This is a genomic window from Faecalicatena contorta (assembly GCF_022835095.1).
In the GTDB taxonomy this organism is placed as follows: Bacteria; Bacillota; Clostridia; order Lachnospirales; family Lachnospiraceae; genus Faecalicatena; species Faecalicatena contorta.
In genome coordinates this window covers 2,382,389-2,396,925 of sequence record NZ_BQNQ01000001.1, presented here as the reverse complement: position 1 = coordinate 2,396,925, position 14,537 = coordinate 2,382,389, and the positions used below count along the sequence as shown (strand labels likewise).

General features: G+C 47.8%; 16 protein-coding genes. All 16 read right to left on the bottom strand.

The features are described from left to right. Window positions 1–16: 16 nt before the first annotated feature. The 16 genes from spo0A to MWG26_RS10620 all read right to left on the bottom strand — a co-directional run bounded on the left by spo0A (window position 17) and on the right by MWG26_RS10620 (window position 14,524). Window positions 17–805: a sporulation transcription factor Spo0A gene (spo0A, locus tag MWG26_RS10695; RefSeq protein WP_025657571.1), complete on the bottom strand. Its 789-nt coding sequence runs from the start codon at window positions 803–805 to the stop codon at window positions 17–19. Window positions 806–897: 92 nt separating this feature from the next. Beyond that, complete coding sequence (gene spoIVB / locus MWG26_RS10690; protein ID WP_025657572.1) at window positions 898–1,980, bottom strand: SpoIVB peptidase; 1,083 nt, start codon at window positions 1,978–1,980, stop codon at window positions 898–900. Between the two features lie 156 nt (window positions 1,981–2,136). Further along, the gene (gene recN, locus MWG26_RS10685) at window positions 2,137–3,813 is read right to left on the bottom strand and encodes a DNA repair protein RecN (RefSeq protein WP_025657573.1); all 1,677 of its coding nucleotides are present in this window, start codon (window positions 3,811–3,813) and stop codon (window positions 2,137–2,139) included. 9 nt (window positions 3,814–3,822) lie between these two features. Then, the gene (argR, locus tag MWG26_RS10680) at window positions 3,823–4,281 is read right to left on the bottom strand and encodes an arginine repressor (protein ID WP_025657574.1); all 459 of its coding nucleotides are present in this window, start codon (window positions 4,279–4,281) and stop codon (window positions 3,823–3,825) included. Between the two features lie 4 nt (window positions 4,282–4,285). After that, window positions 4,286–5,119 (bottom strand): NAD(+)/NADH kinase, encoded by an 834-nt coding sequence (locus MWG26_RS10675; RefSeq protein ID WP_025657575.1) that lies wholly within the window; start codon window positions 5,117–5,119, stop codon window positions 4,286–4,288. Between the two features lie 11 nt (window positions 5,120–5,130). Further along, window positions 5,131–5,934, bottom strand: coding sequence for a TlyA family RNA methyltransferase (locus tag MWG26_RS10670; protein ID WP_025657576.1), 804 nt, complete (start codon window positions 5,932–5,934; stop codon window positions 5,131–5,133). 1 nt (window position 5,935) lies between these two features. Then, window positions 5,936–7,810: a 1-deoxy-D-xylulose-5-phosphate synthase gene (dxs, locus tag MWG26_RS10665; protein WP_025657577.1), complete on the bottom strand. Its 1,875-nt coding sequence runs from the start codon at window positions 7,808–7,810 to the stop codon at window positions 5,936–5,938. Window positions 7,811–7,823: 13 nt separating this feature from the next. Then, on the bottom strand, window positions 7,824–8,714 hold the full coding sequence (locus MWG26_RS10660) for a polyprenyl synthetase family protein (protein ID WP_025657578.1): 891 nt from the start codon (window positions 8,712–8,714) through the stop codon (window positions 7,824–7,826). Continuing rightward, the gene (gene xseB, locus MWG26_RS10655) at window positions 8,704–8,934 is read right to left on the bottom strand and encodes an exodeoxyribonuclease VII small subunit (protein WP_025657579.1); all 231 of its coding nucleotides are present in this window, start codon (window positions 8,932–8,934) and stop codon (window positions 8,704–8,706) included. Before xseB ends, MWG26_RS10660 begins: the two co-directional genes overlap by 11 nt. Further along, a complete protein-coding gene (gene xseA, locus MWG26_RS10650; protein ID WP_117440640.1) occupies window positions 8,915–10,135 on the bottom strand; it encodes an exodeoxyribonuclease VII large subunit in 1,221 nt (406 codons plus the stop codon). The genes xseB and xseA overlap by 20 nt, the downstream gene beginning before the upstream one ends. Continuing rightward, window positions 10,128–10,544: a transcription antitermination factor NusB gene (nusB, locus tag MWG26_RS10645; RefSeq protein WP_025657580.1), complete on the bottom strand. Its 417-nt coding sequence runs from the start codon at window positions 10,542–10,544 to the stop codon at window positions 10,128–10,130. The genes xseA and nusB overlap by 8 nt, the downstream gene beginning before the upstream one ends. A gap of 112 nt (window positions 10,545–10,656) precedes the next feature. Beyond that, on the bottom strand, window positions 10,657–11,040 hold the full coding sequence (locus MWG26_RS10640) for an Asp23/Gls24 family envelope stress response protein (protein WP_025657581.1): 384 nt from the start codon (window positions 11,038–11,040) through the stop codon (window positions 10,657–10,659). A gap of 72 nt (window positions 11,041–11,112) precedes the next feature. After that, a complete protein-coding gene (locus MWG26_RS10635; protein ID WP_025657582.1) occupies window positions 11,113–12,705 on the bottom strand; it encodes a peptide chain release factor 3 in 1,593 nt (530 codons plus the stop codon). 211 nt (window positions 12,706–12,916) lie between these two features. Beyond that, window positions 12,917–13,549, bottom strand: coding sequence for a SpoIIIAH-like family protein (locus MWG26_RS10630; RefSeq protein ID WP_025657583.1), 633 nt, complete (start codon window positions 13,547–13,549; stop codon window positions 12,917–12,919). Between the two features lie 14 nt (window positions 13,550–13,563). Continuing rightward, window positions 13,564–14,172 (bottom strand): stage III sporulation protein AG, encoded by a 609-nt coding sequence (locus tag MWG26_RS10625; RefSeq protein ID WP_025657584.1) that lies wholly within the window; start codon window positions 14,170–14,172, stop codon window positions 13,564–13,566. Next, window positions 14,162–14,524 (bottom strand): stage III sporulation protein AF, encoded by a 363-nt coding sequence (locus MWG26_RS10620; protein WP_025657585.1) that lies wholly within the window; start codon window positions 14,522–14,524, stop codon window positions 14,162–14,164. Before MWG26_RS10620 ends, MWG26_RS10625 begins: the two co-directional genes overlap by 11 nt. Between the last annotated feature and the right edge of the window lie 13 nt (window positions 14,525–14,537).

Here is a 14,537-nt window from a genome sequence, read left to right as displayed (position 1 = left end):
TGAACAAAGGAAAGAATTATCTGTGCTTATATTCTAATTGGATGGTGTCTGCAATCAGTGCTATAAACTCAGAATTTGTCGGCTTTCCTTTGCCGGTGCTCACGGTATAGCCAAATAATTCATCCAGAGTGTCTAATTTGCCGCGGTTCCATGCCACTTCGATCGCATGGCGTATTGCCCGTTCCACTCTGCTTGATGTTGTCTGGTACTTTTTGGCAACCGTTGGGTATAATACCTTCGTAATTGCGTTCAGGACATCCATATCTTCCACTGCCATCATAATGGCATCCCTCAGATAATGGTATCCTTTGATATGAGCCGGTATCCCAATCTCATGCAGCATGTTAGTGACACGATTTTCCAGGTCCTCTTCTCTGATCGAGGTGTTTCCAGATAATTCTTCATTTTTCTTCTCGTGATTTCGGAACACTTTTCTTACAGTTTTTATACGATTCAACAACATTTCATTATTAAATGGTTTCATGATGTAGTAATTTGCGCCTTTGTTGAAAGCGTCTTCTGTAATTTTCTCCTGTCCTACCGCTGTTACGACAATGAAATCAGGGCGTTTTGTCATGGTCTTGTCTTGATTTATGCGCTCCATGACGGTTAAACCGTCCATTTTCGGCATAATTAGATCAAGAAGAACCACGTCTGGCTGTTGATTCTTGATGATTTGACACATCTCCTCACCATTTTTAGCCTTTCCCACCACATTCAGTTCTTTGTCCATGTTGATAATTTCTTCGAGCAGATCCAAAATTCTCTCATTATCATCAGCGATGGCCACGTTTAAATGTTCCATAATCCCTCTCTCCTCTAAAGGACCCGGACTGAGAAACGCCACTCGATTATTATATCTTTGAATCACACCATAATCAAGGATAATTTGTTGCTCTAATTCGACAAAGTCTGATCTCCAACATTCTCCAGCATATTTTCGATGAAAATGCCGTAACCTTTTGTGGAATCCTGTACGAAAACATGGGTTACCGCGCCAATCAGTTTTCCATTCTGCAGGATGGGGCTTCCGCTCATTCCCTGTATGATTCCCCCAGTCTTTTCAAGGAGTCCGGGGTCGGTTACCTGAATAACAAGCCCCTTATTCACTTCGTGTCCGGAATAGTCGATATCTGTCACCTTTATGTTGTATTCCTGGACTTCATTGTCGACAAAGCAACGTATCGTCGCATCACCGATTTCTATCTCTTCTTTGGCTGCAATCTGAACAGGAATCTGTTCTGTAAATAAATCGTCTATCTTATCTATCGTACCATATATACCTGCGTCCGTATTTTTTTTTATGCTTCCCAGCTTATTGTATCCGTTATAAACTATGATCCCCTCCATGCTGCCTGGAATTCCATTCTCCCCCTTTTTAATCGAGTGGATACTGGTTTTGTAAAGTGTGCCATCCGCAATGGACAAAAGTACATTTGTATCTGAATCATGAATTCCATGTCCCAGCGCGCCGAATTCACTGCTTCCTGTTAGAAAGGTAATGGTCCCAAGTCCCTGCACATTGTCCCTAACCCATATCCCCAATTTATATTCATCCGGTTCACATTCCACAGGTTTTATTTTCACATCTATGGTCTCTTCCTCTCTTCTGAGGCTGAGGACAACCTCGTCTTCATTCAAATGGGCGAGGGCTTCCATCAATTCCTTTTTATTCTCAACTGTTTTCCCGTTGATTCCAGTAATATAATCCCCGCATTTAACCAGATGGCTGGCCGGCTCGTATTCCACCCCGTCAATTCCTTTTATGTGTTCCGTATCCAGTACCATAACGCCATCTGTCTCCATATAGATTCCCACCGGCATTCCGCCGACAAGAACCGTGTCTTCGCTGATTGTCTCTGTACTTACTTCCGTCTGCTCTACTGCATCTGCGGCTATCCAGCCAAAATAGCCTGAACAGGCAGACAAAAGCACAGCGGATAAAAGAATAAGAACTCTGTTCTGCCAGCGTTTCTCCATGCAACCACACCCTTTCATTTTTAATCAGGAATTCGTGAAATAGAAACCACGAAAATTTCTTATTTCACAAAAAACACTATCCTATTAAACAAAAAACAGATACCAGCATGGTATCCGTTTTTAGTATGTGACTGCATGTTCTTTTTCACACTGGTATTATATTTCACGCTTTGCCATTTCTTTCATCTCTGCCGCGCTTTCCATTATTTTTCCGGTTACTTTCGCCCCGCCCAGAAGCCGTGCCAGCTCTCTGACCGATTCCTGTTCATCCAGACATAGTATTTCCGTTTTGGTTCTGTTAGACGTTGTATCTTTTTGAATCAGATAATGCGCATCGGCCATCGCCGCGATCTGGGGAAGATGTGTAATACAGATCACCTGCCTGCTCCGCCCGATAACATGCATTTTTTCTGCTACTCTTCCTGCAGTGATTCCGCTGATTCCCGTATCTATCTCATCAAAAATTAAAGTCGGCGTATCTTCCTTATCTGCTAAAACTGCTTTTACCGCCAGCATGATTCTGGATAATTCACCGCCGGATGCTACATTGGCAAGTGGCTTTACAGGTTCCCCCGGATTTGTGGAAAGATAAAATTCCCCTTCATCCATGCCATTAGCAGTAAAAGTTTCCGTCTTTCCCAATCTCAATTCAAACTTAACATCCAGAAAATTCAGGTCAGCAAGACCCTGCTTTATTTCCGCAGCGAATGCCCGGGAAGCCTCGGCTCTGACTTTGCTTAAAGCATCTGAGTGCTTCTTTAGCTTTTTTTCACTTTGGCTGTATTTTTCTTCCAGATCAGCTATATAACTTTCATAATCTTTTAGTTCACTTAGTCTCTCTCTTTTTGTCCTGCAGTATTCCAGGACATCATTGACAGTATTACCATATTTTGCTTTTAAATGATTGACAAGATTCAGCCTGCTCTCGGTTTCATAGTACTCTTCCTCGGAAAATTCAAAGCTTTTCGCATATTCCGCCAATTCCCGGTTAAAATCATTCAGAAGACTGTCTATCTCCAACAGCTGGCCATAAAGGCCCGCTCCCCGCTCATCACATTCTTCCACATCCTGAAATGCGCGGATGGCCCGGCTCAGCAGATCGCTGGCATTGCCATGGGCTGATTCGCTCGTATACTGATACGCCTCCGCTATGCTCTCTGTAAAACGGCGGCTCTCTGTCATACGCTGGTATAAAGCCTCCAGTTCTTCGTCTTCGTGTTCCTGCAGGCCGGCCTCTTCGATCTCCCCAATTTCAAATTCCGCGAGCGAAATCTCCTTTTTCCGGCTTTCTTCATCCATCCCCGACTCCTCGAGTGCTCTGCGGCAGCCGATATATTCTTTATATGCCGCAGATGTAGATTTCTTTAAGGCTTCCACCTTATCCCTGGCATAGACATCCAGAAGCGCCAGATGGTTTTTTTTGTGCAGCAGCGTCTGATGCTCGTGCTGCCCGTGGATGTCAATCAGCATACTTGCAACATCTTTGAGCACACTCATGCTGACCGTTTCCCCGTTAATTTTGCTGACACTGCGTCCCTCCATCAGCTTCCTGGACAGAATCAGCATGCCTTCTTCCGGAAAGACGTCTAGTGCCTCCAACTGTCTTTGAACCGCTTGGTCCTCTACGGTAAAGGTCATCTCCACCAGTCCGAACTGTGCGCCCTTGCGCAGCATATCTGCGCTGTATCGGCCTCCCAGGGCAAGGCTCACAGAGCCCAGAATAATTGATTTCCCGGCTCCCGTCTCACCAGTCAGGATATTAAGTCCCGGCTGGAATTCTACTTCTATTTCGTCAATTAACGCTAAATTCTTCACATGCACATTTTGCAACATATTTTTATCCTAATTCCCTTTAGACACAATCTTCCGAATCTTCTCCATTACAGCAACTGTCTCATCCACACTGCGGACTGCACACATAATCGTATCATCCCCTGCTATGCATCCCACAACTTCTTTCCACTTCATAGCATCCACTGCGGCAGCGACTGCCATAGCCATACCGGATACCGTTTTGATCACGAGGATATTCTGAGCCATATCCATGGATACATAACCGTCCCTTAAAACACGGATATACTTCTCGCTCATTCCGTCTTCCTCCGGCTTCAGAACCACATACTTCTGTCTGCCGCCGTCCACGGACACCTTGGTAAGCTTCAGATCCCGGATATCTCTGGATACCGTTGCCTGTGTCACTTTAAACCCCGCATCGTTCAGACGCTCGGCCAGTTCCTCCTGGGTTTCGATATCATTCTGGCTGATTAATTCGATTATTTTTGCATGACGACTGACTTTCATATTACTAGTTTCCTTTCATTTTCTTGCGCATTGTCTTCATAAAACTTTCCTTGCTGAGCTTAATCAGCTTTGTAGTCTCACCCGACTTTTCGATCGTAATTCTATCTCCTGTCACCAGCGGCACGGTACTGGCGCCGTCAAATGTGACGGCAGCATGTTCCGTCTTGCCGTAACGCCCCTCGCAAATCTCCACTTCAATGATATCTTCCGCGGACAGCACAATACTGCTGGTATTTAGAGCATGGGAACAGATCGGGGTTATGACAAACATGCTTGCCGTTGGCTCCACAATCGGTCCTCCGGCTGAAAGGTTGTACCCGGTTGTCCCGGTAGGGGTGGAGATGATTACACCGTCAGCCTGATAGCTGTTGAGCAGTTCACCGTTTACCGAGATATTAAAATGAATCACCCTGAGCCCGCCTTCTCTTGTCACTACAATATCATTCATCGCCACGTCGTTCAGCCGGCCCTCCACACAGCCATGCATCATCATCCGTTCCTCTATCTCAGGTGTTTTATCAAACAGCCTGTCCAGAGCGCCCCTGAAGTCATGCAGTTCCACCTCGGTCAAATAGCCCAGTGTACCCAGGTTGATTCCGAGCAGAGGGATATTATATCCCTCCAGTTCCCTGGCCGCGCGGATCAGCGTTCCGTCCCCGCCCAGCACAAGGGCACACTCCATCCCTTCCGGGACGGTTCCCGGTATAATATGCCCATCCGGGTCCTTCTGGGAGAGTATCCCGGTTTTGCCATGCTGTTCGATATAATCCAGGATTTCATTTGTTATGCTGTAGTCAGCATCTTTTAGCTTATTCGTAATAACGTAAAATTTATCCATGGTGCTTCCTCTTATTTTGCCAGCGTCTCAAAAGCCCTATCTACTACAGTCACCAGATCCACCGCAATTGCCGGGGCACCCCCTTCACATTTGCGCAGGTGGATCAGGTATTCAATATTGCCTTCCGGCCCTTTGATCGGGGAAAAGTCAATATTCAACACTTCAAAGCCGATGGTATTCGCATACTGCGCCACCTTTTCGATTACCTCATGGTGGGTGCTCTTTTCACGCACCACGCCCTTTTTTCCTACCTTTTCCCGGCCGGCCTCAAACTGCGGTTTGATCAGCGCCACGATCTCCCCGTCTGACCGCAGATAGCCGCGGATGGGTTCCAGTACTTTTGTGAGAGATATAAAAGACACGTCTATAGAAGAAAAATCAACAGGCTCCCCAATGTCTTCAGGGGTCACGTAGCGGATATTCGTCTTTTCCATACAGACGACCCGTTCATCCTGGCGAAGCTTCCAGTCCAGCTGGCCCCGTCCCACGTCTATGGCGAAGACTTTCACAGCGCCGCTCTGCAGCATACAGTCCGTAAATCCGCCCGTGGAGGATCCCACATCCGTACAGACTTTTCCTTCGACTGTGACATCAAAATTGGCAAGAGCCTTCTCCAGCTTCAGCCCTCCGCGGCTGACATAGGGCAGAGCATGTCCTTTTACCTCGATCCGCACATCCGCAGGAAAAGAAGAACCTGCCTTATCCTCTCTCTCCCCATCTACAAAGACACTTCCAGCCATGATAATGGCTTTTGCCTTTTCTCTGGACTCCGCCAGATTCCGTTTCACCAGTAACACATCTAATCGTTCTTTCATCCTACTCATTCCTTATCGTCACATAGTCTGTAATTACCTGTTTTACGATTGTTTCACAGTCCAGCCCAACCTCGTGGCGCAGTACATCCACGTTGCCGTGCTCCACATAATCGTCCGGTATCCCGATATTCAGGACATGCACCCCGAGGCGCGCACGTGACACATATTCCAGCACACGCTCTCCGTAGCCTCCGGAGAGGACGTTCTCCTCAATCGTAACGAACAGCTGATGTTCTTCCGCCATCCGCTCCAGTATTTCCGTATCCAGCGGCTTTACAAAGCGTGCGTTCACCAGACTGCAGCTGTATCCTATGTCTTTCAGGCTGTAACGTACAGCCTCAGCAACCGCAGCCATGTGTCCTACAAACAAAACAGCAATATCTTCTTCCTCAAAGAGGACTTCACTCTTGCCATAGGCAATAGGAGCACGGAATTCCTTCAGCCCCTCATAAGCTGTTCCTCTTGGATACCGCAGGGCTATGGGATACCCAAAATTCACAGCATATCTGACCATATCTGCCATCTCCCATCGGTTTTTCGGCGACATAATCGTCATATTAGGGATCGTGGCTAGAAAAGATAAATCAAAAAGGCCCTGATGCGTCTCTCCGTCACTGCCGACAAGTCCCCCCCTGTCCACTGCCAGCACTACCGGCAGCTTCTGCAGACAGATGTCGTGGATCGCCTGGTCGTAAGCTCTTTGCAGGAAGGAAGAATAAAGCGCCACTACCGGCTTCATCCCCCCCGCCGCAAGACCTGCTGCAAACGTCAGGGCATGCTCTTCCGCAATTCCCACGTCAAAGAACCGGTCCGGGTAATACTTCTGAAAACGGTTCAGTCCGGTTCCGTCTGCCATGGCCGCCGTGATCGCCGCCACCTTACTGTCATGCCTGGCAACATCACAGATCACCTTGGAAAATACATCTGTATAGCTGTCCTTGGCCGAAGCAGCCCTGGCGGCCCCGGTCTCTATGTCAAAAGGCCCGGTTCCATGAAAACGCGCCGGATTCCTCTCTGCAGGCTCATATCCTTTTCCTTTTTTTGTCAGTACATGGACAAGCACCGCATGGTCTACACGCTTTGCCTCATTCAACGCTTTATATAATTTTTTCACATCATGCCCGTCAACCGGTCCCAGATAAGTGATCCCCATATCCTCAAAAAACATACCCGGTACAATGAGCTGTTTGATGCCACTCTTTGTCTTTTTCATCTGGTTGACAATTTTCTCGCCCTGAACCGGAATCTTCAAAAGCGTATCTTCCACGCCTTTTTTTAGACCCACATAGGCTTCTGCAGTGCGCAGGCCATTCAAATACCTAGACATGCCGCCTACATTCTCCGAGATAGACATGTTGTTGTCATTCAATACTATAATAAAATTGCTTTTCAGCCTGGAGGCATTGTTGAGCGCCTCATATGCCATTCCGCCTGTCATCGCGCCGTCCCCGATAATAGAGACGACATGGTGATCTTCGCCGAGAATATCCCTGGCCGCAACATAACCCAGCCCGGCGGAAATAGAAGTTGAGCTGTGCCCGGTATCAAATGCATCGCATTCACTTTCTTTGCGCTTCGGAAATCCGCTCATGCCGCCGTATTTACGCAGGTCATCGAATCCTGCCCTGCGCCCGGTCAGCAGCTTGTGCGTATATGCCTGGTGCCCCACGTCCCAGATCAGCTTGTCCTGAGGCAGGTCAAAGGCCAGATGCAGGGCCATCGTAAGCTCCACAACGCCCAGATTGGAGGCCAGATGCCCGCCTGTCCTGCTGATCTTTTCAATCAGGAACTCACGGATCTCCTCCGCCAGCAGATCCAGGTCCTCAGGCTGTAACTCCTTTATATCATTTTCCTTTTGGATCTTTTCTAATATCATTAGGAATCCCTCTCTATCTGCTTCTGTTTATCAGGGACACCAGCAGTTGTGCGAGATACTCGTCCGGAGCCCCCAGGCCTTCCATCTGCTGAAGCGCCTCGCGTGAAAGCTTGTCAACCAGCACTTTTGCACCGTCGATGCCCTTCCATGTCACATAGGTCGTCTTCTCATTTTTTTCATCGCTGTGAATCGGCTTGCCCAGTTCTTCTGCTGAACCTGTCACATCCAGTATATCATCCTGTATCTGGAAAGCGAGCCCCACCTTAGCCGCAATTTCCTCCACAGCCTTCACCTGATCCGAGGACGCACCTGCCAGTACTGCCCCTATGGCCATGGAAGCTTCGATCAGCGCACCTGTTTTCAGCTGATAGATAAAGTCCAGTTTTTCACCCGAAATCATCTTTCCTGTGGATGTCACATCTACCACCTGACCGCCGATCATCCCATATATCCCGGCCTTTCCCGCCAAGATCTGCAACGCCTTCCCAATCCTCAGGCTCTCCTGCGGTTCTACGTCAAAAGCCCTGGCCGCAGTCTCAAACGCGCAGTTCAGCAGGGCATCCCCAACCAGGATTCCCATGTCTTCTCCATAAACCACATGCGTCGTCTTTCTGCCACGGCGGTAATCATCATTATCCATAGCAGGCAGATCATCGTGTACCAGCGAATAAGTATGAATCATCTCAATAGCCGCCATAAATGGCTCAATGATTCTGCCGTTCCCTCCGAACAGGTGGTATATCTCCTGCATCAACATCGGACGGAGACGTTTGCCGCCGCCCATAAGGGCGTATTCCATTGCCTCCATGATGACTGCCTGATAGCCCGTCCGCTCGGGAAGATACGCGATAAGTATCGCTTCGATTGCTTCTACCTTAGCCTGATAAGATTCTCTAAAATTCATGGGCATCTCCATTCTCATCCAAAATCTGTACTTTTTTCTCTACGGTATCTATCGTCTCATTACACTGCTTGAGCATGTTCATCCCCTTCTGGTAAAGCTGGAAAGACTCTTCCAGGGTAATCTCCTCTCCTTCCAGTCTGGCAACCACTTCGTCCAGGCCTTCAAAAAGCTCTTCCAGAGAAGGCTGTTTTTCTTCTTTTTTAATCTTCTTTTCTGCCATCTGGTTCCTCCTCGATTTCCCGGACTTCCGCCTGCACACTTCCGTCCGTCATATAAACTTTGATTTTGTCACCGGGCTTCACCTGGCGGACCGATTTGATATTGGCGCCCGCCTCGCCCTCCACATAGGAATATCCCTGATTCAGTTTGGCCAGCGGAGACAGGCCTTTCATCTGCTCCACATAGATCGCAAACCGATGTCGTCTATTCTCCAGGCAGGTCTCCATTAAAAGACGGAGCCTTTGCTCCAGATCCGCGGCTCTCTTACGCTTTTCCAGCAGCCTCTGGCGGGGATGCGCAAGCTTCAGCTTCATAGCCGCCTGCCTGCTCTTCACGCGTTCCTGGGTTATTCTCTGCATTATGGATCTTCTGAGCCTTGCCTCATACTCCCTCATGGCGCCAGCCGTACCCAGGTACTCATAAACGGCAAGTTCCGCCGCTGCAGACGGCGTCGGTGCACGCAGATCTGACACATAGTCTATAATTGTCGTATCCGTCTCATGTCCCACCGCCGAAATCACAGGCACGCGGCAGTTAAATACAGCCCGGGCCACTTCCTCTTCATTGAACGCCCACAGATCCTCTATGGACCCGCCCCCGCGTCCCACAATCATGACGTCAACACCCTTCTTCTCCAGCATCTCTATACCGCGGATAATACTCTCCGCCGCGCCTTCCCCCTGCACCTGCGCAGGATAAAGGATCAGCTGCACATAAGGATTCCTGCGGGATGCTATATTGATAATATCCCGAACCGCCGCCCCTGTTGGAGCCGTCACAATCCCAACTGTCTTCACATAGGCTGGGATGGGCTGCTTGTACTCCTGGGCAAACATGCCCATCTCCTGCAGATCTCTCTTCAATGCCTCAAACTTTTCATAGAGAAGTCCCGCCCCGTCCAGAATAATCTCTCTTGCATAGAGCTGGTACTTGCCGTCTCTTTCATACACACTGACGGACCCCAGCACGATCACCTGCTGGCCTTCCCGCATACGAAAAGAAAGCCCTGACCGTGAGCCTGCAAACATAACACAGGCCATCGTGCCGGACTCATCTTTCAAAGAAAAATATATATGCCCTGAAGTATGATATTTACAATTGGATACCTCACCCTTCACGTAGATTCTGTTCAGCATGAAGTCCTGGGTAAACATATTTTTGATATACGCATTTACCTGCTTTACCGTGTAGACATTACGCATGTCCAGCCTCCTGGTCTGTCAGTTTTGCAAGTACTCCGTTTACAAAAGAAGGGCCCTCTTCCCCGCTGAATCTCTTCGCCAGCTCGACGGCCTCGTTGATCGCAACGCCTTCGGGAACATCCGCGTCCCATTTCATCTCATAGACCGCAAGACGCAGGATCGTCAGATCTACCTTGCTCATTCTTGTAGTCTTCCACCCCGTAGTCTTCTCATTCAATTCTATATCAATCTCCGGTACTTTTTTTACAATTGCTTCAAACTTATCCTTTATGTATTCTTTATCTTCCTCTGCAGCACTCGGCAGGTTTTCAAAGTATAATGTCAGATGTTCCGGCATATCTTCCATTTCATTAAATTCTATCTGAAACAGCATCTTAAAGATATGCTCCCTAAGTTCTCTTCTTACCATGTTGGCTCCTTTCCATTGGCATTCCCAGACTCTATGTTTTCTCATTAAGAAAAGGATGCCTTGCGACATCCTTTATTATACTACACATCTGCTATTCTTTGCAACGAAAAGGTTATTCCTGGTTTTCCATTTCCACGCCTGCAACCTTGATGTTCACATCGGCCACTTCCAGGCCGGTCATGTTCTCAACCGCATTCTTAACCTTTTCCTGCACCTTGGTGGAAATCTCCATAATGCTGTAGTTATATTTCAGGTTCAATGCCAGAGAAACCGTAACTACGCCTTCCAGCACGTCCACCTTTACACCCTTGGAAAGATTCTTCATTCCCAGCTTGCTGACCAGCTCGTTGGTGATATTACCCGCCATGGACGCCACGCCTTCCACCTCTGTAGCCGCAAGCGCCGCAATAATAGCGACCACTTCATCTGCAATCTTGACTTCTCCCATGCTGGAATCGTTCTGTATTGTATAAGTATTTCTTTCGTCCTTTGCCATCGTAAAAACCTCCTGTTGGTTTAATCTCTTAAAACATTATAACAAATATCCCCCTGTTTGCAAAGGGAAATATCAGGAACGCCCAAATTCGGAGAGCTTCAGGTCTTTGTTTCTGTCCAGAGTCATGCGGATACTCCACTCGTGCACAAAAAGCAGAAGCGGCCTGTCCTTTAAATCTTTAATCTTCTTCATATCGGAGGTGCCTACCAGCCTGTCCATATCCACCTCTTCATTTTCAATCCACCGGATGTGTTCGTAGGGCAGGTTTTCCAGCCTGATCTCCACATTATATTCGTTCTCCAGACGGTATTTCAGGACATCAAACTGAAGAACACCGACTACACCCACGATAATCTCTTCCATCCCTGTGTTAAATTCCTGGAAAATCTGGATGGCGCCTTCCTGGGCTATCTGGTTGATCCCTTTTACAAACTGCTTCCGTTTCATCGTATCCACCTGGCGTACTCTGGCAAAATGTTCGGGTGCGAACGTGGGGATGCCCTCATAAGCGAACTTTTCTTTGGAGGTTGTCAGCGTATCGCCTATGGAAAATATGCCCGGATCAAATACGCCTATGATATCTCCGCCATAGGCTTTCTCGATCATCTTCCTCTCGCTGGCCATCATCTGCTGCGGCTGGGACAGGCGCACATCCTTCCCCCCCTGGATATGGCAGACAGACATGCCTGCCTCGAATTCACCGGAGCAGATCCGCATAAAGGCGATCCGGTCCCTGTGTGCCTTATTCATATTTGCCTGTATCTTGAATACAAAAGCTGAAAATTCTTCCTCCTTCATCGGGTCGATCTCCCCATGGTCAGACATTCTCGGCAGCGGAGAACTGGTCATCCTTAAGAAATGCTTCAGAAATGTCTCTACTCCAAAATTAGTCAGGGCAGAGCCGAAGAAAACCGGTGAAAGTTCGCCTTTGCTGACCAGCTCCTGGTCAAATTCCGCTGCAGCGCCGTCCAGGAGCTCGATCTCCTCCTCCAGCGTAACCTTCGCCTCTGTCCCGAGTATCCAGTCCAGTTCCGGATTGTTTGCTTCAATCTTTTTGACTTCCCCCACGGTTGTTCCCTTATGTGTATCAGAAAATAATTCCACTTCCTGCTTCTGTCTGTCATATACACCTTTAAATGCTTTTCCCGAACCAATCGGCCAGTTCACGGGGCACGTTGCAATCCCCAGTTCCTTCTCAATATCATCCAGCAGGTCAAATGTATCCTTTGCTTCTCTGTCCATCTTATTGATGAATGTAAAAATCGGGATATGCCTCATAACGCAGACCTTGAAAAGCTTCCGCGTCTGGGCCTCCACACCCTTGGAAGCATCAATCACCATCACCGCAGAGTCCGCGGCCATCAATGTCCGGTAGGTATCTTCAGAGAAGTCCTGATGTCCCGGAGTATCCAGGATATTGATGCAGTATCCCCCGTAATTAAACTGAAGGACTGAAGAAGTAACCGAGATACCTCTCTCCTTCTCAATCTCCATCCAGTCTGACACCGCATGCTTCGCCGTTGCTTTCCCCTTGACGGAACCAGCCTGGTTAATCGCCCCGCCGTACAGCAGGAACTTCTCAGTCAGTGTCGTCTTACCCGCATCAGGGTGGGAAATAATCGCGAAGGTCCTTCTCTTTTTTATTTCATTTGTAATCTCTGACATATCTGTAATCTCCTGTTTTCGTCTCTTTTATGTAAGCTGATCTTTTTCGGATGTATTTGTTACAATTAAGCACATTAAATAAGTTTACCATAATAAGGTATCACCTGCAATTGTTTACTGGAAATATTCTTCCCACATTTCCAGATTTATACTGCCTGTTTCAAAAATTATTATACGCAACAGGCAGCATATGTATCTGCGCATGGTACACTTACTCTCCTTCTGCTGTTCCGCCCTCATGGATCGGCGTAATTACAATATTTTCAGGTGCAATATCGGTCTTTCTCGTAACGATATCTTCTATCTGGGCACGGTTTGCATCTGTCAGCTCTGCGCTGTCCACCACGATATCCGCGGAATCTGCCGTAAGGCTTACAACTGCCTCTGAAAATCCTTTGGAAGCCATCAGTGTTTCCACAGCCACCTCCTGCTCAGACAGTTCCGTCATCTTTACCATCTGTGCCACTGCATCCTGTTTCTCTTCGTCGCTGATGTTGGTGTTGTCAATGATTGCCTGCAGCGTTTCTTTATTCTGAGCGCGCACCTGTTCCCTGGCTACTTTTGCCTGTGCAACCGTGGTGTCTGCTCCGCTGTTTGTCAGCACGGCCTCTCCGGGCGTCCCTTCTATTTCGGAATCATTGCTTGCAATGTCGCCGGAGCCTGTTTCCAGGTCTTCCTCCGAAATATCCAGCAGCTCCTTGTTTGCCAGTTCTGCATTTGCCTCTGTCGTACCTTTGTCTGACTGTCCAAACAGCCGTCCTGAGTAATTCAGGTATCCGGCGATGGCAATCATAACTGCCAGTGTGGTAATGATGATCTGATTTTTCTTAAATAAACGCTTCACTTGGAATCCTCCTTTTATGTATCAGTCCTTTTCATTATTTTTATTTTATGCGCCTCTACACCGAATAATGCCTGGATTGCCTCAGTTATATTCTGCACTACAACCGCATTGTCTCCCCCCTCCGCTACTACGAGCACTCCGGCTATTTCCGGAGTCAGTTCCTTGCTCACATAGGGTGACTGGGAACCGTCCGATCCCTGCTCATAAATACTCGTCTTATCCGTTGTCCTCTCTTCCACGCTCCTTGTACCCCCGGAACTGTCTTCCTCCTCCGAATTCTGGCTGCTGCTCTGCTGATCCTTCTCCACGATCTTCTGACCGGAAGATTTCAGTGTGATCATCACTTCTGCCTTCCCCACCCCCTGAACGTATTCCAGCGCTCTTGCAACCCGCTTTTCAAGGTACTGCTCGTATTCCTCATCTGTATTTACATAAGAGGCTGCCTTACCCTCCCCGCTGTCCCTACTCTCATCCGATGCGCTTCCTTTCTTTTTATTGGAAGTAGGAATTGCGATCACTACCAGAAGAATCCCGATCAGAAGAAGGATCAGCAGCTGGTTTTTCTGTGGAAGCATTTTCTTACCCTTTATTTTACCCAGGATATTTTTCCATTTATTCTCCAACCTGTATCTCCTCCACTTCTATTCCCTTTTTGGTATTCTCCGCATTTTGTTCCTCCTGCCCGTATTCTTCCGGAAGAAAATCCAGAATATCCAAGCCTTCAAAATAATCTTTCTGTTTTTCAATTTCTTCCTTTTCCATTTCGTATTCCTGGCTGTGATACAGATCATAAAACCGGTTTTCTATTCCCGTCAGCTTCAATATAGGTGTCAGCATCAGCAGGATCATCACCATTCCGGAAAAAAACTGCACATATTTCTTATACCCTTTTCCCGGTATGATCTGCAGTACGGCGGTAACGATCACCAGATAGAAAGCAAGGTTCTGTATCCACTCATATATAAAGTCAAACATCCTCTCTCCTTTA

Coding starts and splice junctions, on each gene's coding strand:
- nusB (WP_025657580.1), bottom strand. CDS start 10,544: ATGGTAAGAAGAGAACTTAGGGAGCATATCTTTAAGATGCTGTTTCAG.
- MWG26_RS10675 (WP_025657575.1), bottom strand. CDS start 5,119: ATGGATAAATTTTACGTTATTACGAATAAGCTAAAAGATGCTGACTAC.
- xseA (WP_117440640.1), bottom strand. CDS start 10,135: ATGCGTAATGTCTACACGGTAAAGCAGGTAAATGCGTATATCAAAAAT.
- MWG26_RS10640 (WP_025657581.1), bottom strand. CDS start 11,040: ATGGCAAAGGACGAAAGAAATACTTATACAATACAGAACGATTCCAGC.
- dxs (WP_025657577.1), bottom strand. CDS start 7,810: ATGATATTAGAAAAGATCCAAAAGGAAAATGATATAAAGGAGTTACAG.
- spoIVB (WP_025657572.1), bottom strand. CDS start 1,980: ATGGAGAAACGCTGGCAGAACAGAGTTCTTATTCTTTTATCCGCTGTG.
- argR (WP_025657574.1), bottom strand. CDS start 4,281: ATGAAAGTCAGTCGTCATGCAAAAATAATCGAATTAATCAGCCAGAAT.
- MWG26_RS10660 (WP_025657578.1), bottom strand. CDS start 8,714: ATGAATTTTAGAGAATCTTATCAGGCTAAGGTAGAAGCAATCGAAGCG.
- spo0A (WP_025657571.1), bottom strand. CDS start 805: ATGGAACATTTAAACGTGGCCATCGCTGATGATAATGAGAGAATTTTG.
- recN (WP_025657573.1), bottom strand. CDS start 3,813: ATGTTGCAAAATGTGCATGTGAAGAATTTAGCGTTAATTGACGAAATA.
- MWG26_RS10620 (WP_025657585.1), bottom strand. CDS start 14,524: ATGTTTGACTTTATATATGAGTGGATACAGAACCTTGCTTTCTATCTG.
- MWG26_RS10635 (WP_025657582.1), bottom strand. CDS start 12,705: ATGTCAGAGATTACAAATGAAATAAAAAAGAGAAGGACCTTCGCGATT.
- xseB (WP_025657579.1), bottom strand. CDS start 8,934: ATGGCAGAAAAGAAGATTAAAAAAGAAGAAAAACAGCCTTCTCTGGAA.
- MWG26_RS10670 (WP_025657576.1), bottom strand. CDS start 5,934: ATGAAAGAACGATTAGATGTGTTACTGGTGAAACGGAATCTGGCGGAG.